17 protein-coding genes and 1 pseudogene are annotated in these 22457 nt (G+C 63.3%); 6 read left to right on the plus strand and 12 right to left on the minus strand.

Going from position 1 to position 22457, the window contains the following annotated elements; genetic code table 11:
* Window positions 1-58: 58 nt before the first annotated feature.
* Window positions 59-1048: an LLM class flavin-dependent oxidoreductase gene (locus SB659_RS13960; protein WP_410550785.1), complete on the minus strand. Its 990-nt coding sequence runs from the start codon at window positions 1046-1048 to the stop codon at window positions 59-61.
* A gap of 269 nt (window positions 1049-1317) precedes the next feature.
* On the opposite strand from SB659_RS13960, the gene SB659_RS13965 reads away from it, so the two are divergent.
* Window positions 1318-2310, plus strand: a complete 993-nt coding sequence (locus SB659_RS13965) for an ABC transporter substrate-binding protein (protein WP_410550786.1) — start codon at window positions 1318-1320, stop codon at window positions 2308-2310.
* Between the two features lie 45 nt (window positions 2311-2355).
* Here the strand turns inward: SB659_RS13965 and SB659_RS13970 are convergent, their stop codons facing one another.
* Complete coding sequence (locus tag SB659_RS13970; RefSeq protein WP_410550787.1) at window positions 2356-3285, minus strand: threonine/serine dehydratase; 930 nt, start codon at window positions 3283-3285, stop codon at window positions 2356-2358.
* Window positions 3286-3429: 144 nt separating this feature from the next.
* On the opposite strand from SB659_RS13970, the gene SB659_RS13975 reads away from it, so the two are divergent.
* Window positions 3430-4311, plus strand: a complete 882-nt coding sequence (locus tag SB659_RS13975) for an aldo/keto reductase (protein WP_410550788.1) — start codon at window positions 3430-3432, stop codon at window positions 4309-4311.
* 182 nt (window positions 4312-4493) lie between these two features.
* Here the strand turns inward: SB659_RS13975 and SB659_RS13980 are convergent, their stop codons facing one another.
* The 7 genes and pseudogenes from SB659_RS13980 to SB659_RS14010 all read right to left on the minus strand — a co-directional run bounded on the left by SB659_RS13980 (window position 4494) and on the right by SB659_RS14010 (window position 11368).
* Complete coding sequence (locus tag SB659_RS13980; RefSeq protein WP_410550789.1) at window positions 4494-5840, minus strand: NtaA/DmoA family FMN-dependent monooxygenase; 1347 nt, start codon at window positions 5838-5840, stop codon at window positions 4494-4496.
* Window positions 5841-5848: 8 nt separating this feature from the next.
* The gene (locus SB659_RS13985; RefSeq protein ID WP_410550790.1) at window positions 5849-6901 is read right to left on the minus strand and encodes an LLM class flavin-dependent oxidoreductase; all 1053 of its coding nucleotides are present in this window, start codon (window positions 6899-6901) and stop codon (window positions 5849-5851) included.
* The gene (locus SB659_RS13990; RefSeq protein WP_410550791.1) at window positions 6898-7749 is read right to left on the minus strand and encodes a DUF1684 domain-containing protein; all 852 of its coding nucleotides are present in this window, start codon (window positions 7747-7749) and stop codon (window positions 6898-6900) included. Before SB659_RS13990 ends, SB659_RS13985 begins: the two co-directional genes overlap by 4 nt.
* Window positions 7733-8498 (minus strand): annotated as a pseudogene (locus tag SB659_RS13995) (LLM class flavin-dependent oxidoreductase). Before SB659_RS13995 ends, SB659_RS13990 begins: the two are co-directional and overlap by 17 nt.
* Window positions 8495-9520: an ABC transporter substrate-binding protein gene (locus tag SB659_RS14000; protein ID WP_284978224.1), complete on the minus strand. Its 1026-nt coding sequence runs from the start codon at window positions 9518-9520 to the stop codon at window positions 8495-8497. The pseudogene SB659_RS13995 and the gene SB659_RS14000 overlap by 4 nt, the downstream one beginning before the upstream one ends.
* A gap of 10 nt (window positions 9521-9530) precedes the next feature.
* On the minus strand, window positions 9531-10406 hold the full coding sequence (locus SB659_RS14005) for an amino acid ABC transporter ATP-binding protein (protein ID WP_284978225.1): 876 nt from the start codon (window positions 10404-10406) through the stop codon (window positions 9531-9533).
* Window positions 10403-11368: an amino acid ABC transporter permease gene (locus SB659_RS14010; protein ID WP_410550792.1), complete on the minus strand. Its 966-nt coding sequence runs from the start codon at window positions 11366-11368 to the stop codon at window positions 10403-10405. Before SB659_RS14010 ends, SB659_RS14005 begins: the two co-directional genes overlap by 4 nt.
* A 295-nt stretch (window positions 11369-11663) precedes the next feature.
* Here SB659_RS14010 and SB659_RS14015 point away from each other — a divergent pair, with 295 nt between their 5' ends.
* From SB659_RS14015 to SB659_RS14030, 4 genes are all read left to right on the plus strand, one after another.
* Window positions 11664-13643, plus strand: a complete 1980-nt coding sequence (locus SB659_RS14015; protein WP_410550793.1) for an FAD/NAD(P)-binding protein — start codon at window positions 11664-11666, stop codon at window positions 13641-13643.
* Entirely contained in the window at window positions 13640-14158 is a 519-nt protein-coding gene (locus SB659_RS14020; RefSeq protein WP_410550794.1) for a GNAT family N-acetyltransferase, read from the plus strand. The genes SB659_RS14015 and SB659_RS14020 overlap by 4 nt, the downstream gene beginning before the upstream one ends.
* A gap of 9 nt (window positions 14159-14167) precedes the next feature.
* Window positions 14168-15781 carry a helicase HerA-like domain-containing protein gene (locus tag SB659_RS14025; RefSeq protein ID WP_410550795.1) on the plus strand — a complete coding sequence of 538 codons (1614 nt, stop codon included), beginning with the start codon at window positions 14168-14170 and terminating at the stop codon, window positions 15779-15781.
* A gap of 143 nt (window positions 15782-15924) precedes the next feature.
* The gene (locus tag SB659_RS14030) at window positions 15925-16917 is read left to right on the plus strand and encodes a hypothetical protein (RefSeq protein ID WP_410550796.1); all 993 of its coding nucleotides are present in this window, start codon (window positions 15925-15927) and stop codon (window positions 16915-16917) included.
* 78 nt (window positions 16918-16995) lie between these two features.
* On the opposite strand, the gene SB659_RS14035 is transcribed toward SB659_RS14030, so the two are convergent.
* The 3 genes from SB659_RS14035 to SB659_RS14045 all read right to left on the minus strand — a co-directional run bounded on the left by SB659_RS14035 (window position 16996) and on the right by SB659_RS14045 (window position 21605).
* A complete protein-coding gene (locus SB659_RS14035) occupies window positions 16996-18969 on the minus strand; it encodes an NHL domain-containing thioredoxin family protein (RefSeq protein WP_410550797.1) in 1974 nt (657 codons plus the stop codon).
* Window positions 18966-21110 carry a cytochrome c oxidase assembly protein gene (locus SB659_RS14040; RefSeq protein ID WP_410550807.1) on the minus strand — a complete coding sequence of 715 codons (2145 nt, stop codon included), beginning with the start codon at window positions 21108-21110 and terminating at the stop codon, window positions 18966-18968. Before SB659_RS14040 ends, SB659_RS14035 begins: the two co-directional genes overlap by 4 nt.
* Window positions 21111-21317: 207 nt before the next feature.
* Entirely contained in the window at window positions 21318-21605 is a 288-nt protein-coding gene (locus tag SB659_RS14045; protein ID WP_284976225.1) for an HU family DNA-binding protein, read from the minus strand.
* Between the last annotated feature and the right edge of the window lie 852 nt (window positions 21606-22457).

The raw sequence follows: 22457 nt of genomic DNA on the forward strand, positions 1-22457 counted from the left end.
AGTGTCCGCCCGGCCGGTTTCGCTTGTATAGCTCCGCCGTTTCGAATGCGTTACCGACTTATGCCGGGACCAGCCCGGCAACCTCCGCGACGAGTTCCACGGAGCGGAGCCGCTCTTCGGTTCCTGTGCTTTGGTGGGCAACAATGAGCTCATCAGCGTCCGCGTGCTGGGCGAATTCGTCCAGGTACTCGCGCACAACCTCCGGTGTGCCCACGGCCGAGTACTTCATCATCTGGGCAATGTGCTGGCCCTGCGGGGAGTCCAGGACCATGTCAGCCTCGTCATCAGTGAAGTCCCGACCGCCGCCAAAGAACAAGGAGACACGGGCGCGCTTCACAGCAAGGTGTATGGCCTGGGCGTCCGCGTTGTTGTCCGCTGCAGTGACATTCACGCCAGCGATGACGTGCGGCTCTGACAACTGGGCGGATGGTTTGAAGTCGCGACGATAGATCGCCACGGCGTCCCGCAGTGCGGCAGGGGCAAAGTGTGAAGCGAACGCATACGGCAGCCCCAGCTGTGCGGCCAGTTGGGCTCCAAAGAGCGAAGACCCCAGGATATACAGCGGCACGTTGGTGCCTTTACCCGGCGTCGCCTCAACACCCTGGATGCGGGTGGGTCCGGTCAGGTAACCCTGCAACTCGAGAACGTCCTGCGGGAAGGTGTCGGCGGCCATGTGGTCCCGGCGCAAGGCACGCATGGTGTTCTGGTCACTGCCGGGAGCGCGTCCCAAACCGAGGTCGATCCGTCCCGGGTGAAGGGTCTCCAAGGTGCCGAACTGCTCTGCAATGGTCAACGGGGAATGGTTGGGCAGCATGATGCCGCCTGCGCCAAGGCGGATGCTCTTGGTGTGCGCGGCAACATGGGCGATCAGCACGCTCGTTGCCGATGAAGCGATAGCGGACATGTTGTGGTGCTCGGCGTACCACACACGGCGGTATCCCAGCTCCTCGGCTTTCTGCGCCATGGCAACGCTGCCCGCAAGGCTTTCCCCTGCCGCCTGGCCCTTTCCGATGGTCGCCAGGTCGAGGATGGAAAGTGGAACAGTCACGGGGAATGCCTTTCGGTACGTTTCGCGGCCCAGCGCTTTGCTTAGCGGGCACGTAATCGACAACGACGGCGGCACCCGCCTTATTTCTGTGAGTTGCGTCGCGCTTGGGTTACGTCTGTTTGCCGGGACGGTTTTATGACGTTGCCCGACGTCCGATTAACCGCCGTGACCCCCTGTATCCCAGCGTTTCAGAGTGCTTTGACCCTCCTTTAGGGTCTGCCGGATAGTTGCAGCCACAAGCACGCATCAGAGATAACTTAGGGGTTTACATGGCACGTTTCGCAGCCAGGACCGGCGTCACCGCAGCGCTGGCCGCCACTGCTCTTCTGGGCCTCGCGGCCTGCTCGGATCCAAGCGCGACGGCGGCAGCCGGGCCATCGGCACCGGCGTCGAACGCTTCAGCCAGCTCAACGGCGCGAGCCTTCAACCTGACACCGCAGCAGGACCGGATCAAGGTCAGTGTTGATTCGTCGGCTGCGGCGCTGGTACCGGACGCCATCAAGGCAGACGGCAAACTGACGGTGGCCTCCACCGGCGGCACAGCGCCGCTGACGTTGTTCGCCTCGGACAACAAGACCCTTATCGGCAACGAGATCGACCTCGCCTACGCGATTGGAGAGACCCTCGGCCTGCAGGTGGAAGTAGTCCCCGCGGCGTGGGCCGACTGGCCGCTCGGCGTCGAATCCGGGAAGTACGAGGCAGTCCTGTCCAACGTCACTGTCACCGAAGCCCGCAAGGAAAAGTTCGACTTTGCTACCTACCGCAACGATCTTTTGGGCTTCTACGCCAAGTCCGACTCCGGTATTTCCAGCATCAAGGAAGCCAAGGACGTGGCGGGCAAGCGGATCATCGTGGGCTCCGGCACCAACCAGGAGGCCATCCTGATCCGTTGGGACCAGGAAAACAAGAAGAACGGCTTGAAGCCGGTTGACTTCCAGTATTACGACGACGACTCCGCCTCCCAGCTCGCCCTGCAGTCCGGGCGTGCGGACCTGACCTTTGGCCCCAACGCTTCCGCGGCCTACAAGGCAGCCAAGGACGGCAAGACCAAGCAGGTGGGCACCCTCAACGGCGGCTGGCCGCTGCAGGCTGACATCGCTTTCACCACCAAGAAGGGCAACGGCTTGGCTGCCGTTGCGCAGGCTGCGATCAACCATCTGATCAAAGACGGCGACTACGGGAAGATACTTGACCGTTGGGGGCTTTCTTCCGAGGCCATTCCCGCCTCTGAACTGAACCCGGCAGGCCTGCCTAAGTCCTAGGCCCGCACCCTAAGTGGGAGGCCTGTACCCGAAGTGGCAGGCCCCTCAAAAGTGGGATGGGTCGGTGTTGGCGCCGCAGAGAACTACCGCAACGGTCTCGCCGTCGTGCGGCTGATAGGTCCCTGACAGCAAGGCCGCGTAGGCAGCTGCGGCGCCATGTTCCACCACTATCCGGTATTCCTCCCACAGGGAACGCCTGGCGTCGATGATGTCCTGGTCGGTGACCAGGACGCTCTGGACTCCGGTGCGGCGTGCGACGCCAAAGCCGATCTCGCCAATGCGACGGGCACCCAGGGAATCCGCGGCGATTCCGGACACCGCCACATCCACGGGCCCACCCTTCGCCAGGGCCGTGTGCAGGGTCGGGACCGTCTCAGGTTCGACGCCGACAACGCGCGCTTTACCCTCTGCCGCCGCAGCGATGCCGCCCATCAGCCCGCCTCCGCCGACAGCGACGAGGATAGTGTCGACGCCGGGCAGTTCGTCCAGCAGCTCAAGGCCCACACCCCCGGCACCTGCAACAATTTCCGGCTGATCGTAGGCATGGCAGTAGACGGCGCCCTTGTCTTCGGAATAGCGAATGGCCGCAGCGTAGGCTTCGGCATACTCGGCTCCACCTTGGACTACCCGGGCACCAATGGCGTACAGCTTGTGGACCTTGTTGGCTGGGGCCGACTCGGGAACAAACACCGTGGCCGGAACTCCAAGCTTGGCAGCTGCGTAGGCATTGGCCAGCCCAGCGTTGCCACCTGAGGCGACAACAATGCCGATCGCGGGGTCCAGTTCGCCATCTTCCCGGGCCGACAGCAGGCGGTTGAACGCACCGCGGGCCTTGAAGGAGCCGGTGTGCTGCATGTACTCGCACTTGAACCAAAGGTTGTAGGGCTCCCGGTTGCCGCTCTCGGCCAAGGGCGTGTGGCGGACCCAGCCTGCCGTCCGTGAGTAAGCCGCTTCCACTTCTTCGCGCGTGACCATCCGTGCACCTTTCGTCCGACTTTCATCCTAGGGTGCCTTGGAGCGGATGCGCACACGGTGTTTACTGGGAAGGAGGCCCTCTGTGGAGTGCACACATCGCCCGTCCACCGCTGAAGAAGCTGCTGAAGAAGAGGATCAGGAATCATGGACATCACCTTGAATAACGGCGTCGTCATGCCAGCCCTCGGCTTGGGCGTCTTCCAGAGCGCCCCTGAGGAGACGACCGCGGCCGTTGAGTCAGCGCTTGCAACCGGCTACCGGCACATCGACACCGCCGCGGCCTATGGTAACGAGCGCGAGGTGGGCGAAGGCATCCGCAACTCCGGCCTGGACAGATCGGAGATATTCATTGAGACCAAAGTCTGGGTCAGTGACTTCGGCTACGACGAAACGCTTCATGCATGGGAAAAGGCCGTAGGGAAACTCGGAGTCGAGCAACTGGACCTTCTCATCCTGCACCAGCCCGCACCGGACCGGTTCCGAAAAACCATCGCCGCTTACAAAGCCTTGGAGCAACTGCTTGCCGACGGCCGCGTCCGTGCGATCGGTGTCAGCAACTTCATGCCACACCACCTGCAGGAACTTTTAGCGTCCACGGATATCGTTCCCGCGGTGAACCAGATCGAGCTGCACCCCTATTTCACCCAGCCGGACGTCCAGGCCGCCGACGCCGAACACGGCATCCTCACCCAGGCATGGTCGCCGATCGGCGGGATCACCTTCTACCCGGGCTGGGGCGAGCAACGCAAAAATGTCATGGAAGACCCCACGACTGCCGGGATTGCGCAGGCACACGGCAAGAGCCCTGCCCAGGTCATGATCCGGTGGCACCTTCAGCAGGGCCGCTCCGCGATTCCAAAGTCCACCAACCCTGCCCGTATCGCCCAGAACTTTGACGTCTTCGACTTTAAGCTTTCCAGCGAAGAAGTCGCAGCCATCGATTCGCTTGATACGGGCAACCGCAACGGGCCGGACCCCGACGTTGCCCGCGAAGAGCGCTTTGCCCTGGTCATCCCCGAAGCCTAGATCCCGCCGGGGTAGAGCACTCCGGGGTCCGAACCAGTCCGGGCTGGAACGCTTTCCGCGAACTGCTCTAGTCCCGAGGTGCGGCTACAGCGGCTGAGCCCAAGCGGCCAGTTGTAGCCGGACCGTGCCGTGGGAGGAATCGCTGGTGAACAATCGGGCAAAGAGCGTGAACCAACGCGCCCTCACGTTGCCGGCACCGTTTCGCTGGACCGCACCGGCGTCTCCAAGCCCAGGTTTTCGCGCAGGGTGGCGCCCCGGTATTCCGTGGGGTACACGCCGCGTTCCTGGAGTTCGGGGACCAGGTGGTTCACGATGTCGTCCAGGCCAGTGGGGATGAGCCACGGTGAAATGTTGAAGCCATCCACGGCCCCGACGCGGGCATACTCGGCGAGGTGGTCGGCCACTGCGGTGTAGGAGCCTGTGAACGTGGCATCCACTCTGGCGGTGCGGGAGGTCACGAACTGCCGGATGGACAGGCCCTTGTCCTTAGCCTCGGCGCGCCACTGATCTGCGAGCTGCCGGGCCTTGGCACCGTGGAAGCCACTGCCGCGGGTTTCGGAGGTCTCCTCAACTACGGGGTCGATCTCGGGAAGTGGGCCATCGGGATCGTAAGAGGAAAGCTCGCGACCCCAGAACTGCTCCAGGTACGCGACGGCCTGCTGGGGACCGATCTGCAAACTGCGGACCCAGGCCTTCTTCTCCTGGGCTTCGTGGTCGGTGGCGGCAAGGATGAACTCGCTGGCGGGCATGATCTGCACCGCGTTGGCGCCGCGCCCTGCGGCTATGGAACGCGTGACGATGTCTCGGCGGAACTCCACGGCGTCACCGAGCTTTGGGTGGGCCGAGAAGATCACGTCAGCTTGGCGGGCAGCAAAATCGCGGCCTTCCGGGGAGTCGCCGGCTTGGAAAAGCACGGGGCGGTATTGGGCGCTGCGCGGCAGGCGGGGTGTGACGTCCACGGCATAGTGCTGGCCCTCGTGACGGACGGGGCGGGCTGGCCCAGAGGGCGTCTCCCATGAATCCCATATGCGCTTGACCGTTTCAACAAATGCCTCAGCGTGCTTGTAACGGTCAGCATGGTCCAGATACCCACCTCGGCGGAAGTTCGCTCCGGTCCACGCGTTGTCCGTGGTCACGATGTTCCATGCGGCGCGGCCCGCTGAGATCAAATCCAGCGAGGACAGCCGGTGCGCCAGGTCTGCGGGATCGTTGTACGTGGTGTTTTGGGTGGCAACCAAGCCGATGTTTCGGGTGACGGCGGCGAGCGCAGCGAGCATGGTCTGCGCGTCCGGGCGTCCCACCACGTCCAGGGCATGCGGCCGTCCCAGATGTTCGCGCAGGCGCAGCCCTTCGCCGAGGAAGAAAGCTGCAAACTTCCCGCGTTCGGCCGTCTGGACGATATGACGGAACGACTCGAAGTCGGTTTGCGAGCCCGACTCCGGAGCCTTCCAGATGGTGCCTGAGTTGACGCCCTGGAAGAAGATGCCGAACTGGATCTGCCCCGTGGGCTGGAAAACGTCGCGTGACATGGTGGTTCCTACTTTCCAGCCGCAGCGGCGGCGGTTATCGAATAGCGGTTTTCCGCCGGCGCCAAGCCCAGCACGTCGCGGAAGGTGCCGTCCTGGATGGGGGCCCGCAAGGCGCCCCGCCTGCGTAGTTCAGGCAGGACAAGGCGCGAAAGCTCCTCGAGCTCCACGTCCACAACAGCCGGGTGGAGGCGAACGCCGTCGGCCTCCTTCAACAAGGCCTCAAGCAGATCGGTCAGGCCGGAGGCAGAACCAACAAAACGCGCATGCTCCGGCTCCGTTAAGGCGCGGGAACCCGCTGTCTCGCCGCGCGAGTCCAGGACGACGTCGAGCTCAGCAACAACCGGCACCGACGCACCGAGCCGGGCACGCACGTCCCGGACCTCGGCGGCAAGCAACTCCGGCGTGGGCGCGGAAACCAGTACAGCATCCACGGCCTCGACTGGAACCAACCCCTCCCCCACCAGGGATGCCGCCGCCAGCACAGGCAACTGCCCCTGGAGCGGCCGCGGGATGATGGAGGGGCCCTTCACGGAATAGGGTGTGCCGCTGAAGTCGGCAGGTGTTTCGAAGTCGACGTAGTGCAACTTGTCGACGTCGATGTAACGGCCCGTGGCGACATCGCGGATCACGGCGTCGTCCTCCCAGGAGTCCCATAGGCGACGCCCGACCTCAATTGAGGCGGCGGCCTCCTGAGCCAGAGTTTCCCCGCTAGCGGAGGAACGCCCGACGGCGGCAGCGGCCTCCGGTGACTCTGCTGCGGTCGCGATCCACCCGGCGCGCCCTCCGGACACGTAGTCCAGGCTCGCGAGCTGCGTGGAGATGTGGAACGGCTCCGTGTATACGGTGTCCACTTCCGGAACCACCGCGATGGCCCGGGTCGCCGGTCCGGCAAACGCAGCGCGTTGCAGGGCGTTCACCCGGCCGGCCCGGGGCGAGTCCTTGAAAGTTGCCACATGGAAGCCGGCGGATTCTGCGGCGAGGACGGCGGCGGAGAGGTTCTCATACCCCGCTCTGTCGAGCTCAATGGCCAGGAACCCGGCTGTGTTGTTGTTGCTGCTCACTTCTGGTCCTGACGTTCGTAGGGGATCTTTTCGCCGGCTTCGATAGCCACTGGAAGCCGGTTTTCGGCGGGCGGCAGCGGGCAGGTCGCGAGGTCGGTGTAGGCGCACGGGAGGTTCACGGCCCGGTTGAAGTCGAGCTGGACCGTTCCGTCGGCGGCCGGGACTACGGATAGTGAGCGGTTGGCTGCGTAGGTGGTCTTACCGGAGGTCTGGTCGGTGAACAGCACGGACAGCGAGCCCGGCGCGTAACCGTTGAACGCGGTCAGCGCCAACTCCTTTCCGGCCAGCTTGAAGCGGATCTCGCCTGGAGCTTCGTACACATGCTGGATACCTTCCACCGCGGCACCCACCGTGGTGGCGCGCGGTGTCTCGAACGGCACGAACCTACCGGCAACGGCAAACGCGGCGTTGGGCGTGTATGCGGGCGTTCCCTGGTACTGCTTCAGCAGCTGGTTTTCGGGGTTCCGCGGCCGCACAATGTACTCGCCGCCCCGCTTGGCAACCTCGATCACGGTATCGCCGGAGACCAGGTTGATCCCGCCGCGTTCCTCGATGGGACCCAGCTCCAGCGACTTGCCTGCGTCTGAGTTCAGTTCCACCCCGTCCTGCAGGAGGCTCTCGCCCGGTTCCAGGACAACCCGTACGACGTCGTCATCCGCACTCCAGGTGCCCGGCGCACCTTCCAGCCGGGTCGCCTCGCTGCTGAGCCCGTGCAGGTGGGTCACTGCGAGGAAGCCGTGCGGGTGGGCACGGTTGCGCTCATGGGCAGCGTGCCATTCCAGCCATTCCTCGTCGAAGGCTTCCAGCGTGGTTGCGGCGTGTGTAGCGCTATTAGTGTGCAAAGACATGGGCGTTATCCGTCCTGTTGAAGGCGTGGTCGGCGGTGACTGTTGCTGCGGCGTCAGGTTCGGTGGCTCCGGCAAATTCCGGCCTGCCACCGAAAGGATCCCCCGCTTCCCACAGAGTGGTGGGGGCTGCGGCGCGGACGGCCGGGATGACCTCCGATGCAAAGCGCTCCAGGATGTCGAGTTGTTGTTCGAACGGCAGTGTGGTGGGCAGGGAAATTGACTGGAGATCGTGGCTATACAGGGAGTGGTAGCTGAGGATCTTGTCAATCACTTGTTCGGGGCTGCCCACCAACGCCGGGCCCTGGGCGACTGCGTGCTGGATATCCCGGAAAGGCGAGTTGTTACCTGGAACGTTGCGGCCGGCGGTCAGGGCCTCATACACGGGACCGTACTGCCGGATGGCTTCCTGGGTAGTGTCCGCGATGAACACTCCGCCTGCTCCGCTGCCCGAGCCGATGTACTGGTGCCGTGGATCATGGCCGTGACGCCCGTACTCTTCCCGGTAGTGGTCGATCAGGACCTTGTAGTTTTCCCGCGGTTGGATGGCGTTGGCCGTGAACAACGGATCGCCCCATTTGGCGGCGAGCGCAGCCGGCGTGGCGTTCACCAACTGAGAAGCTGTCGAAGCCGAGCTCCTCCGCGCGGCGGGCCGTCGCCACTACCTGGTTGAGCCGATCAGCAGTGGAGACCCTCTCCCCCGTCACCGGATTCTTCAGGTGCGGAATGATGTCAAGGACCTGGAACTTCACTTGCCCGCTCCGAAGCTTGCTTCTGTGACGGTCTTGGATTCCGGCACAGCTTCTTCGGAAAGGCCCCAGCGTTCCAGGACCTTGCCGTAGGAGCCGTCCTTGATGGTGGAGTTCAGGGCGTCCGTGATGGCAGGAGCCAAGCCGTTGCCCTTCAGCGTGGTCGCTGCTACCAGCGTTTCAGACGGCCACCCTGCGTTGACCTTGCCCACTACCTTCAGGTCGTCCCGGGTGTTTTCGCGGTACGTCACCGACGGGTAGGGCGCCAGGTTCAGGTCCGTGCGGCCCGAGGAGAGCGCAAGGATGGTGTCGGCGTCGGAGGAGTAGTACTGGAGTGTGGCGGGCGCCTTTCCTTTCGCCTCAAGTTCCTTGTTCCACGCCAGCAGGATCTTCTCCTGGTTGGTGCCCGAGCCCACGGAGACTTTCAAGCCAGTGATGTCGTCCGGGCCCTTGATGTCGTAGCTGGCGCTCTTTTTGGCTTCGAAGCCCATGTACGCAGCGCGGTACGTGGAGAAATCGAAGAGTTTCACCCGTGCTGCGTTGATGCCCACGTTGGAGAAGACAGCTTCGAAGTCACCCGACTGGGTCTTCAGCGGCCAGTTCTCCCACGATGTCACTTGAAGGTCCAGGGCGAGGCCGAGTTTGTCGGCCACGAGCTGGGCGATGTCCACCTCAACGCCGATCGGCGTCTTGTCGTCCGTGGCATGGAAGGACAGCGGAATAGCGCCGGCGGTTGTCGCGACGGTCAGCTTGCCGTCCTTGGAGATGACCGCGGGAACCTTGGCCGCGGCGGCTGCGTCCTTCTCATCGCGGATACGGTTCTGGTTTACGGAGGTGTTGTACACCACGCCGTTCTTCGCCGCTTCGGATGCCGGTTTGGCGGCCGACGCACCGGGATCGGAGCACCCCGCCAGTGCAGCGACTACGACGGCGGGAAGAACAGCAAGTGCCGCGAGCCTGGTTTTGCGTGCTGCGGCGGAACTGGTTTTGCGTGCTGCGGCGGAACTGCGGGTGATGCGAAGCATGGAGGGTGTCCTAGATGTTGAAAGCCGGTTCGATGACTTTGGAGAAGAAGCTGCGGGTACGTTCCTCGCGAGGGTTGGTGAAGATCTCCTGCGGTGTGCCGGACTCGACAACCAACCCGTCGTCCATGAAGACCACGGTGTCCGCGACATCCCGGGCGAACCCCATCTCGTGGGTAACCACGATCAATGTGGTGCCGGACTTGGCGAGTTCCCGGATGACGTCCAGGACCTCGTTGACAAGTTCAGGGTCCAGCGCCGAGGTTGGCTCATCGAAGAGCAGGATCTTGGGATTGAGGGCGAGCGCCCGGGCAATCGCAACACGTTGCTGCTGGCCCCCCGAGAGCTGGCGGGGGTAGGCCTGTGCACGGTCTTTGAGACCCACCCGGTCCAGCAGTTCCAGTCCCCGCTTGCGTGCCTCCGCTTTGGAACGTCCCTGCGCCACGATGGGCGCTTCGATGACGTTCTCCAGCGCGGTGAGGTGCGGGAACAGGTTGAAGTTTTGGAACACCATGCCAATGTTGGTGCGCTGCTTGAGGATGTCTTTTTCGCGCAGCTCATGCAGCTTGTTTCCACGGACTTCGTAGCCCACCAGGTCGCCGTCGATAGTGATATAGCCGCCGTCCACCTTTTCCAGGTGGTTGATGGTCCGCAGCAGGGTGGACTTGCCCGAGCCGGAGGGGCCGACGATCACTGCAACGCCGCCGGGCGGCACGGACAGGGATACGCCTTTGAGGACTTCGGTTGCACCGAAGGACTTCCTTACGTTGGTGATATCGACCTGGCCGCGGGAGGCTGTCCTGGAACCGACCAGCGGCGGAGCCACGTGGCCGGCACCTGCCGAAGCGGCCGCCGTCGTCGATTCTTTGCGTGCAGCGGTGATGCTCATCGGGCGTCCTTCGTGGGAGAAGCGGCAACGTGGGTGGCGAAGAATTTACGGGCCTTCTGCAGCGGCGTGAGTGGCAGGTTCCGCAAAGCGCCCTTGGAGAAATGGCGCTCGATGTAGTACTGGAAGACGCTGAGCACCGAGGTGATCACCACGTACCAGAGCGTGGCAACGAGCAGGAGCGGCAACACTTGCTGCGTCCGGTTGTAGATGACCTGGACGGTGTAGAAGAGCTCGGAGTAGGCCAGCACGTAAACGATCGAGGTGCCCTTGACCAGGCCGATGATCTCGTTGAAAGCGTTGGGCAAGATAGCGCGCATGGCTTGTGGGAGCACGATCCTGGTGGAGCGTTTCCAGGCTGGAATACCCAGGGCGGATGCGGCTTCCAACTGGCCCTGGTCCACCGAAAGGATGCCGCCACGGATGATCTCCGCGGAGTACGCTGCCTGATTCAGGGTAAGTCCCAAGACCGCGGCGGCGAACTGGCTGATCAGCGTGGTGGTCTGCGCCTCGAAGAAGCGAACGTCCGTGAACGGTATGCCCACGCTGACTTTCTCGTAAAGATAGCCAAGGTTGTACCAGAGCAGGAGCTGGACCAGCAGCGGCGTGGAGCGGAAGATCCAGGAGAACGTCCAGGACACCGAGACCAACAGCGGAGACGCGGATAGGCGCATGAGGGCCAGGATGAACCCGAGCACAAAGCCAAGGACACCGGAAATTGCCGTGAGCTTGAGGGTTTCGATCAGCCCGTTGACTACGGACTGCGCGGTGAACCATTCGGCCACCACGCCCCACTCCCAGCGGGGATTGGTCACCAAGGACCACGCGATCGCGGCGACGCCGGCAGCCACCACCACGGTGCCAACCCAACGCCATGGACGCCGGGCGGCGACCAGCTTGTACTCGGAGTAATCCGGGGTGGGCGGTGCAGTGTCCGCCGTGGCAGGCGATGCTAGTGCACTCATGCGCCACCTCATTTCAGATCGGTTGTTCACTATCGGATGGCTGCCAATCTAGGGCCGCAGGAAAGCGCCCAGCAAGGCGGGAATTTGCACTTCTTCACCGGACTTAGCGTGACTTCTTGCAGCTTCCCGGGACGTCACACTTTGCTCCGGTGGCCGCTGATTGCGTCCCTTTTTTGCGCTCATTGACGCGGCATGACGCGCAGTTAACGGCAGTTACCAGCTCCTCGACCAGCCCGCCCCATCCTCCTTAGATTGGGTGCACCACCCTCCCTTGCCAGGCCGTTCAGGAGATCCCATGACGTCACGAGTTCCCGCCATCGCCTTCATCGGCGGCGGCCCGCGTACGGCTGGAGTCCTCGAAAGGCTTGCCGCCAACCGTCCGTCGTTGTTCGGCGGTCCCTTGCACGTCCACGTCATCGAACCCCACCAGCCGGGGTCCGGGAGGATCTGGCGCTATGACCAGAGCCCGGGCCTGCTGCTGAACTCCACCGCGGCTGACGTCACCATGTTCACGGACGGTTCGGTGGTTTGCGACGGTCCCGCAGTGGACGGGCCGGGGCTTTCCACGTGGGCCGCGGGCGTGCTGGACGGCAGCATCCGGGACGTTCCGGTGCTGGAGCCGCATATGCTCGAGCAGCTTCGCGCCCTCACACCCGCTTCCTTTCCTACGCGGCAGCTTCAGAGTAAGTACTTGGAGTGGTTCTTCCGCCGCGCCGTTTCTGCTCTGGGCACGGACGTCACAGTCACCGTGCATCGCGACACCGCCACCGCCGTTTCGCCTGCTTCAGCCTCGTCCGGCACCCATGACGGGCACGACGACGGCACGCACCGCATCCGGCTGGCAACAGGCGCGGAGGTGGTTGCCGACGTCGTGGTTTACGCACTGGGCCACACCGATTCCCTGCCGGATGACGAGTCTGCCGGGCTCAGCGATTTCGCCGCCCGGCACGGCGGGTTCCATGCACCGCCGTCGTACACCACGGACGTGGACTACTCCGCTATTGGGGCTGGCCAGGACGTGATCGTCTCCGGTATGGGCCTGGCGTTCGTGGATCTGTTGGTGCTGTTGTTCGAGGGCCGCGGTGGCCGCTTTGAAGAGGGGCCCGACGGCGAACTCACCTACCTGCCATCCGGAGCCGAGCCGCGGGTCTGGGCAGGGTCACGACGAGGTGTGCCGTACCACTCCAAGATTTCCTCCACACTCCTCGGTGAGCCAGCCGCCCGGCCCCGGTACTTTACGGCACCCGCCATAGAATCTTTGCTCGGCTCACATGCGGAACTCGACTTCCGCGCGCACTTGTGGCCGTTGATCGCCAAGGACGCGGGCTACGCCTATTACCGCGAGCTCTTCACCGGCCATCCCTCCCGGGTACGGGGTACGTGGGCCAGTTTCGAGGCCCGGTTCGATGCCCTGGACTGGTACAGCCCCGGCCGCGAAGACCTGGTAGCCGCGTCTGTGCCTGATCCGGCATCGTGGCTGGACCTGGAAAGGCTGGACCACCCGTTGAGCGGTTGCGCTTTCGCCGATCACGGCGCTGTGCAGCGATCCGTGTCTGCCTATATCCAGCGTGATCTGGACTTGCGTACCAGCCCGGAGCACTCCGAAACTTTGGCGTTGTTCACTGCGCTCCTGTTTGTCTATATGGATCTGGGCCGCCTGGTTCCGCAGGAGCGGTTGAATGCCCGCTCCCAACAGGCGATCCATGGTTGGTGGCACGGCTTTTTCAGCTTTGTTGATTCCGGTCCCCCGGCGCACCGGCTCCGCGAGATGCTCGCGCTTCAGCGTGCCGGTTTCCTGAAATTCCTTGGGCCGGGCGTGTGGGTGCGCGCGGACGAATCGGCTGGACGGTTTGTGGCGGGTTCGTTCCAGTCACCTGTTGTTGTGGACGCCGCAGCATACATTGAGGCCCGGTTGCCTTCGGCCTCCGTGGAGCGTTCCGCGAACCCTGCGTTGACCGATCTACACGACGCCGGACGAGGTACGGAACAGAGACTGCTCACCTCCGAGGGGACCCATTCCACTGGCAAACTTCTGGTCTCCGGGAATCACGAGGTCCTCTCCCCGGTTGGGACACCACAGAAGGGTTTGTTCGCGGTCGGTCCGTGGACGTCCGGTTGGGGCGCGGGAGCTTTCGCCCGTCCCAATACCAATGCTGCCCCCTTCCGGGAAAATGATGCTTTGGCCCGCCGGATCCTGTCCACCATCGCCGCGGGTGCCGCATCCCGAGTCCCAGCAACCCAACTCAGGGGCGCAACCACGAAAGGTTTGATATGACCACGACGCCTACCGTGCCGCCGTCGGGCCTTACCGTCCTCAGCCTGCCCATGGGCGACCCCCGCGTCCGGCCGCTCCTGGATGAACTCGCCGTTGAATACGCAACACGATACGGAGATTTTTTCAGCAGCGGGGGCGCGGCCGAGGAAATGAACAGGTACCCCGCCGAGGAGTTTGAGGCCCCACATGGTGCGCTGATCATCATCCAGGAGGAGGGTGAATCGGTGGCCGGGGGCGCGTTCCGCCGCTACGACGAAGACACGGCGGAGCTCAAGCGGATCTGGACGCACTCGGCACACCGTCGCCGCGGGCTGGCTCGCCGCGTGCTGACAGAACTTGAGGACGAGGCGCGACGCCGCGGGTACCGGAAGCTGTACCTGACCACCGGTCCGCGCCAGCCCGAAGCCAAGAATCTGTACCTCGCCACCGGCTACCAAGCACTGTTCGACCTTGATGAGGACCCTGAGAAAATCAAGCATCTGGCGTTCAGCAAGGATCTTGCACTGCCCAGCTAAGCTATGCCCATGGCCAACAAAACCACTGCTGAAAAACTCGCCACCATCCAGCAGGGGTACACCCTGCAAGGTGCCACCATTGAGCTGGGTGCCGCGATCGTGGACGACGTCGTCCACAAAGAAGCCCAGGTCCGGCTGCCCCTTGCCATGATGAACCGGCATGGCTTGGTGGCTGGCGCCACGGGCACAGGCAAGACGGTTACGCTGCACATGATGGCAGAACAGCTCTCGACGGCGGGTGTGCCGGTTTTCCTGGCGGACATCAAGGGTGATCTTTCCGGACTGGCGACGGCGGGGACCCCGAGTGAGAAGCTCACCGCGCGCACCGAATCCCTGGGCCAGCAGTGGCAAGCAAAGAACTTCCCTGTGGAGTTCCTTTCCCTTGGCGGCGACGGCAACGGAATCCCGGTCCGTGCCACCATTTCTTCGTTCGGGCCCATCCTGCTCTCGCGCATCATGGACCTCAACGACACCCAAGAGTCCAGCCTGCAGTTGATCTTCCACTTCGCGGACCAGCGACAACTCGAACTCGTAGACCTCAAAGACCTCCGCGCCGTCATCCAGTACCTCACCTCCGACGAGGGCAAGGCCGAACTGGAGAATCTGGGCGGACTCTCCAAGGCCACAGCCGGTGTGATCCTGCGTGAACTGGTCAATCTGGAAGCCCAGGGCATGGAGAAGTTCTTTGGTGAGCCGGAGTTCGATACCGCCGAGCTTCTGCGCACCGCGCCCGATGGCCGCGGCGTGATCAGCTGCCTTGAGCTTCCCACCCTCCAGACCAAGCCGCTCCTGTTTTCCACCTTCCTCATGTGGCTGCTGGCGGACTTGTTCGAAGACCTCCCCGAAGCCGGTGACCTGGACAAGCCCAAACTCGTCTTTTTCCTGGACGAAGCCCACTTGCTGTTCAACGGCGCTTCCAAGGCGTTCCTCGAAGCCATCACCACCACGATCAGGCTCATCCGCTCCAAAGGCGCAGGCATCTTCTTCGTCACCCAAACACCCAAAGACGTACCGGCTGACGTTCTCGGGCAACTGGCCAACCGCGTGCAGCACGCACTCCGGGCCTTCACCCCAGAGGACGCCAAGGCGCTCAAAGCCACAGTCTCCACGTTCCCGGTCAGTGATTACGACCTCGAAAAAACCCTCACCTCGGCTGGCATCGGGGAGGCCGTCATCACAGTGATGAACGAGAAAGGCGCTCCCACTCCCGTGGCCCTGACGCGCCTGCGTGCCCCGGAATCTGTTATCGGACCCAGCGCAGATGACCTCGTCCGCAGTTCCGTGGCGGCATCCTCACTCCTGGCCAAGTACGGCACGGCAGTGGACAACGTCTCCGCCTATGAGAAGCTCCGCGATCAAGGTGCCGTGCCCACTGGCGACGCAGCCCCCGGGCAGCCCCCGGTTCCGGCATCCGCCGAGCCCCTTCCCGCGCCCTCCGCACCCCTTCCGGCACCCATTCCCGAGCAGGCCTCGCCGCAGGAGGGTATGTTCGGTGACATCGCCGGCGCCCTCGGTGGTGTCTTGGGCGGTGCCCTGAAGAGCATGGGCCGTTCCATGGGCAATCAACTTGGCCGCGACCTCATGCGGGGCGTCTTCGGCACGTCCTCAAGGCGTCGCCGCTAGCCGTACTTTCCAGCCCGACGGCGGGTGGCGGCACTGCTTGCTGCCACCCGCCGTCGGGCTTCTCCACACGGTGGATAAAACCCGCCCTGACGTCATCCTGCGCCGTGGTTGCGCCCGCTGCAGGTAACGTAAAGGGCGTGCAGGTGAGCCAAGCGATAGTCAAGACCGCAGCCGGGTGGCTTCTCGGTCTGATGCTTGCTGTCGCCGGAGCCATAGTTTGCATCAATGTGGTCAGCTCGTCGGTGGCGAGCCCGCAACAGCCCGTCAAGGAATACCTTCAAGCCTTGCAGAGCGGCAAAGGCGAAGAAGCTTTGGGCCTCCTGCGGGCCAAAGTGCCGCCTGCAAACGCTGCGATGCTGGACGGAACTGCCCTGCAAACGGCCGCCTCCACATTGGCCGACATCAAGGTGGGCACCCCGCAGTCCCGTGACGGCAACCGGATGGCGGTTCCGGTCGACTACACCTTGGACGGCAAGCGGCTTCACACTGAGTTCCTGGTGGAACGGGTGGACACTCAATGGTTGTTCTTCGCGAAATGGGCGTTTGTTCCCACCACGCTGCCCACCATCGACGTCACGGTGGTCAACGCCAGCGAGGTAGCACTCAACGGTATGCCCGTGAACATGCCCAACGGCCGGAACACTTTCGCCGTCTTCTACCCGGGCAAGTACGAGGCCAGCCTCAACGGGACCTACTTCGAAGCGCCACCGACGTCAGCCCTCGTTTCAACCCGCGATACTGCGCAGGCACCGCTGAACCTGCAAACCCGCTCCACCAAAGCCATGAACGACGCCGTCCAAGGCAAAGTCAAGGAGTTCCTGGACACCTGTGCCGCCCAGGCCACAGCGCAACAACGGCTTCAGCCCGACTGCCCGTTCTACCACGTGAGTAACGCCCGCGTAGTGGATGGAACCATCAAGTGGGCCATCACGGAGTACCCCAAGGTCACCATCGAACCGTTCAGTGGCAGATGGGTGGTAGCGCCGCTCAACGGCAAAGCCAAGCTAACCGCCCGCGAGATAGACCTGTTCACCGGCGTTGCGCACGACCTCAGCGTGGAGCATGATTTCAGCTTCACCACGCAGCTGGATGTCTCAGGCGGCAAAGTGACCGTGACGCCGATGCTGACCTTCTAGATCGGTCCGCTCCGGGCACTTCGCCCCCTGATGCCTCGCTTTGCCCCCTGATGCCTCGCTTTTAGTCCATGCCCGCTGTTAGTCCATGCCCCGAAGGTCCAGCACAAGCTCCGATTCGCCATCCGCCTGCAACACAACCGGGATGCCCCAGTCCTGCTGGTAAAGGTGGCAGGCTGCGTGATCCGGGATCTCCCCGTCTTCAGTTTCGGGTCCGTCGCAGGCAGCTGCGCGCGCGGTGATGTGAAGGATGCCCTCGGGAACATCGCTCGACAACTCGAGCGTGCGCAACAGGCCCACCGACGTTCCGCCTCCGGAAACCAGGAGTTCGGCTGGCGTGGATGAGATTTTCAGCTGCGTGGGGTCACCCCAACGGTCATCCAACTTCTGGCCTGTGGGGGCCTTGAAACGGACGGTCAATTCCAGCGCTCCTGGGGTCACCGGGCTCTTGGGCCGGTGCGTCTGCGATGCGCCCTCATCAACCTGCTGGGCTTCCTTGGGGATCGGCACCAAAACCAGCTGGTGCTTGTTGGACTCCACCACAACAAGCAGCGGCTCGCTGCCCTCCACCTGAACTACGACGACATCGCTCGGCTCTGCGAGACCCCGAGCCAAGGTGGAGACGGTCTTCGTCGTGGGGTCGTATCGACGTACGGCACCGTTATACGTGTCAGCGATCGCCACCGAGCCGTCCGGGAGAACCGTGACTCCGAGGGGGTGCTGTAGGCGTGCGTCATCAGCCGCGCCATCCCGGAACCCAAAGTCGAACAGGCCCTTACCCACTGCTGTCTCCACGGTCACCCCGGAATCGCCGATCACGAGGCGGCGCAACGAGGATGTTTCGGAGTCAGCCACCCAGATGTTGTCGTCGGCATCGATGGCCAAACCGGACGACTGGGCAAACCATGCTTCTTCGGCTTTGCCGTCCAGGAGCCCCTCCAAGCCTGAACCTGCCAGGATGGACACGCCATTGGTCAACGGATCGAAAGCAAAGATCTGGTGCGTTCCTGCCATGGCAATTACCACGCGCTGCAGCTTTGCGCTCCATACCACGTCCCATGGCGAGGAGAGCGAGACACCGGTACCAAGGCCGAGCACCCCGACGTCGACGGCGTCGGCAGCGAAGTCGGCAGGGCCGCCGTCGTGGTGTTTGGACCAATCGCCCGCACCCGACTCCGTCACGCGGGCCGGACCAGCGTCCAGCAACCGCTGAACACCGTTGCCCGCCACGGTCTGAACGTAACCGGAGCTCAGGGTCACACCGCGGAGGCGGTGGTTGACGGTGTCGGCCACGACGGCGTCGTAGCCGAGCTTCCACGCGAGGTCAGGCGGCAAGAGCGCCACGCCCTGGGGTTCGTTGAATTGCGCGATCTCTGCCTGGCCGTCCGCGTATCCCTTGGTACCCGACCCAATGACGCGCTCGACGGTTTCCAAATCGGGACGCAACTCCACCAATCGGTGGTGGCCCGAGTCCACAACCAAGTAATTGCCGTTGGCAAGTTGGGTGGCCTTGCCAGGGAAGCGCAAAGTGCCCGACGTCGGCGCTGGCGCCACGTAGGGGCCGTCTCCACGGTGGAGGGTTCCCTTGGCTTCGTGCTCGGCCACGAGTTCCTCGAGCAGGACGCCCAGGCCGCCAGCGTGGCCTTCACCGGAGAGGTGGGCAACGATGTAGCCCTCAGGGTCCACCACAACCAGGGTGGGCCAAGCGCGGGCTGTGTAAGCCTTCCACGTGGCCAGCTCGGGGTCATCCAAAACCGGGTGGTGGATTTCGTACCGCTCGACGGCTGATGCCAATGCCACGGGGTCCGCTTCATGCTCGAACTTGGGCGAATGCACGCCCACTGTCACCAGGACGTCGGAGTACTTCTCCTCCAACGGGCGGAGCTCGTCGAGGACGTGAAGGCAGTTGATGCAGCAGAAAGTCCAGAAATCCAGCAGCACGATCTTGCCGCGAAGAGACTCAAGGTCCAAGGACTTACCACCCGTGTTGAGCCATCCACGGCCCTCCAGTTCCGAGGCCCGGACCCGCAGTTGGGTGCGTACGGTATCGCTCATGAGCGTCCTTCCAGCTTGGTGTTTCGTTCGGGCTGACCCGTTGAGTCGTCTGTGGCTTCCGCGTTCGCTGAGTTACCAGGTGCGGGTCGGCTGGTCATTTTGGCATCGCGATCGGCCAGCCGGGCAAACATATCGTTGTAAGCACTGAGGTCGGCGTCATTATTCCTGTCAGCTGCACGGTCGACCCTGCGGGTTTCCCGTTCGTCCGAGCGGGACCACATGACCGCCACTCCGATAGCGACAAGAAGGGTGGGGACTTCACCGATGCCCCACGCCACAGCCCCGCCGAGTTGCTGGTCGCCGATGGCCGACGCACCCCAGGTCCGGCCCAGGTTCCCGAAGTAGTCCGCTGCCAGCAAACCGGTGCCCCCCATGATCGCGACGCCGAAGAAGGCGTGGAAGGCCATGGTGGCCAGCAAGAGAAGCAGGCGCATGGGATACGGGGCACGCCGCGGCAAGGGATCGCTCCCGATCATGCTCAGTACAAAGATGTAACCGGTGAGGAGGAAGTGAAGGTTCATGAGCTCATGGCCCACATGTTGGCGCATCGCCAAGCCGAAGAGGTCCGAGTAATAGAACAAAACGATCGAGCCGGCGAAGTTTGCCGCAGCAAACAACGGGTGGGTCACCACCTGGGAGAACCGTGAATGGACGAAAAGCAGCAACCACTCCCGCAGGCCCCTCGAACCGTGCGTACCTTCACCCCGGCTCGGAAGTGCACGCAGGGCGAGCGTCACGGGTGTGCCCAGCACCAAGAAGATGGGTGCCACCATGGTCAACGCCATGTGGTCCACCATGTGGGCCGAAAACAGTACCCGGCCATACACCGATGGAGGTCCGGAGGTGATGTAGGTGAGTGCCACCAGGCCAATGAACCAGTTCACCGACCGGAACCAGGACCACTTGTCCCCACGTTTCCGGACCTTGGCGATGCCGAGGATGTACGTCACGGCCCCAAAGAGCGCCACAGCTACCCAGAGCCAATCAAGCCGCCATTCGGTCAACCAACGTAGCGGAGTCAGCTCAGGCGGTAGCTCGTAGCCGGAAAGAATGAAGGCCGGGGACGCATCCGGGGCGTATGTGGTGGGTTGCGGCGGGGCGGAGCGCCCTAGAGCGACCGCGAGTCCCGACGTCGCACCCATGACCAGCAGTTCAACCAAGACCAACTGCCACAGCACGCGGCGTGCGGAGAGTGAACCGCTTTTGCTGAGCTGGGGAATCACCCATTTCCGGTGCATGAAGCCGATACCGCCGAGCACCAGCGTGGCCAAGGTCTTGGCGACGATGATCTGGCCGTACGCGGAACCGAACAAGTCGCCAAAACTGGTGACCCGGATTGCCGCGTTGATGACGCCGGATCCAAACACCAGCACGAACGCAAAGCCGGCCAACGACGAGAACCGACGCAGCGTTTGGTCCGTGATGTCCGTGGTCCCTTTGCTCTTGGACCCGCCGAGGAGGCCGGACAGCACAGCGAGCATGATGATTCCGCCGACCCACGTGGAGACGCCGAGGAGGTGCAACCCCAAAGAGTTGATGGCCCCCTCGTGATCGCTTGAGCTCGAGGAGTGGCCAATGAGGGCTGTCGGAATCAGTCCGATAAGCGCGAGGACCAACGTGAATGCCAGACCGGTCAATGACCGCACGCCAAACAGTGCCGTAGTGACAACGGCGGCAATGATGGTGACGGCGAGCCATGCTTTTCCGGTATCAATATCCGTCATGAAGTAGACCAGTGACCGCGTGAACTGCGCATCACCGGAGATACCCAAACCCGCCACGTCCGAATAGGTCAGGACCAGGACCGCGACGGCGGAGAGGGTCCATGCAGCGCCCGCCCCGGCCGCTACGGCGAGGGCCCGCGTGAAAGCGGGATGCTCGGGGGCGTCAAGATCCTTGTCACGGGAGCGGGAGCCGCCGAGGTTCTTGGGTAGAATCCCAACGGCAAATAACAGCCCTCCCACCACAGTGGCCAAGGACATGTCCTGGACGGCTTTGGCAATCGGAAGTCCCCAACGGACCAAAGCCCCGGGGTCTGAGACTTGGCGGGCCGCCGCTGCGCCCGAGAAGACGAGGGCCAGAGCCATGGCCACGAAAAGTACGGCCACACCGGCAAGCTGCCAGGGAACCGAGACACCCATCACGGCAGTACCTCCACGCGCTCCCGGCTTGGGAGCTGTGGAGGGGGCAGTTGCTGAATTTCTTGCTAGTGGCACTTATCCATTGTCCGCTACCTAGTGCCGGGCGGCGAATCGGGAAGCCATTGGGGAGGAGTAGTGGCATTAACAGCAGAAGGGACGGCAACCAAGCCGGCCGCCGTCCCTTCCATGGCTTACGCCCAAAGGCAATTACTTCTTCTTGGCGACAGCAGCCTTCAGCTTGGAGCCAGCGGTCAGCTTGACGCTGTGGCCAGCGGCGATCTGGATGGTTTCGCCCGTCTGCGGGTTGCGGCCCGTGCGTGCGGCGCGGTCGGTGCGCTCAACGGCGAGCCAGCCCGGGATGGTGATCTTCTCGCCTGCGGCGACAGATGCCTCGAACACCTCGAAGAGTGCATCGAGCACAGAGTTGACGGCTGCCTGGCTGGTGCCGGCCTTGCCTGCTACCTCTGAAACGAGTTCACTACGGTTCTTAGCCATTTACGTCCTCCTGGACTCATACGTTTTTGAACTTACAAGCGGACTGCGAGCAAGCCACTGTTCGAAAACTTACCAGCTTGGGCCCACATGGCCAGCAACTTCCGCGTGTTTCCGCGCTTTTTTGACGCAAATCACCGATTTTTGAGGGTTTTTGGACCCTATTCAGGCCGCTGGCACATCGCTCGACGGCGGACAAGGCCACCTTGGATTACCGGATCGGCAGGTTGTAGAGGCACCGCCGAACGGTGGTCGAAGCTGCCGTCGTCGTTTTCCTTGCCAAATGCGTTGCCGGCGTAAGGCGGGCAGGATTGTGGTCGGCATGGGGCGACAAGACGACACACTTTATTGCCACCGAGGGCGGCCTGGCGCCGGTACGGCTGGTCCGGCCGTGGCCCAGCTAGTCTGAGAGCACAGTGGGGACGAATGGCAGTGGCAGCCCTAGCAACCAGGCCGGCAGTGATGAATAAGCAATCCGAGCACTGGCTCCAGCCTTCCGCAGCTGGACTTGCGGGCACCAAATCGGCCGCACCATAGCCAACTTCATCCCATTCATTTCGTACCGCTCTCCTGCTCGGTGCACTGTCTTTGGTGATGGGAGTCCTCACGGTCCCGGGCTTAGGAGACTCCTGAGGCCCAGCGTTGAGGCAAGAAACGGGACCCAGAAGACTACCAGTCGGCCACCATGCTACCGATGGGCGACCTCCATACCGCAGAGGGTGCGGTGTTTGTTTTGGGTGTTAAATGCGGGGAGCCCCGACCGTGTGGTCGGGGCTCCCCGGTTGAATGGTTGTCCGGCGGTGTCCTACTCTCCCACACCCTCCCGGGTGCAGTACCATCGGCGCTGTGGGTCTT

The sequence above is a fragment of the Arthrobacter sp. SIMBA_036 genome (assembly GCF_046535135.1).
Classification (GTDB): Bacteria; Actinomycetota; Actinomycetes; order Actinomycetales; family Micrococcaceae; genus Arthrobacter.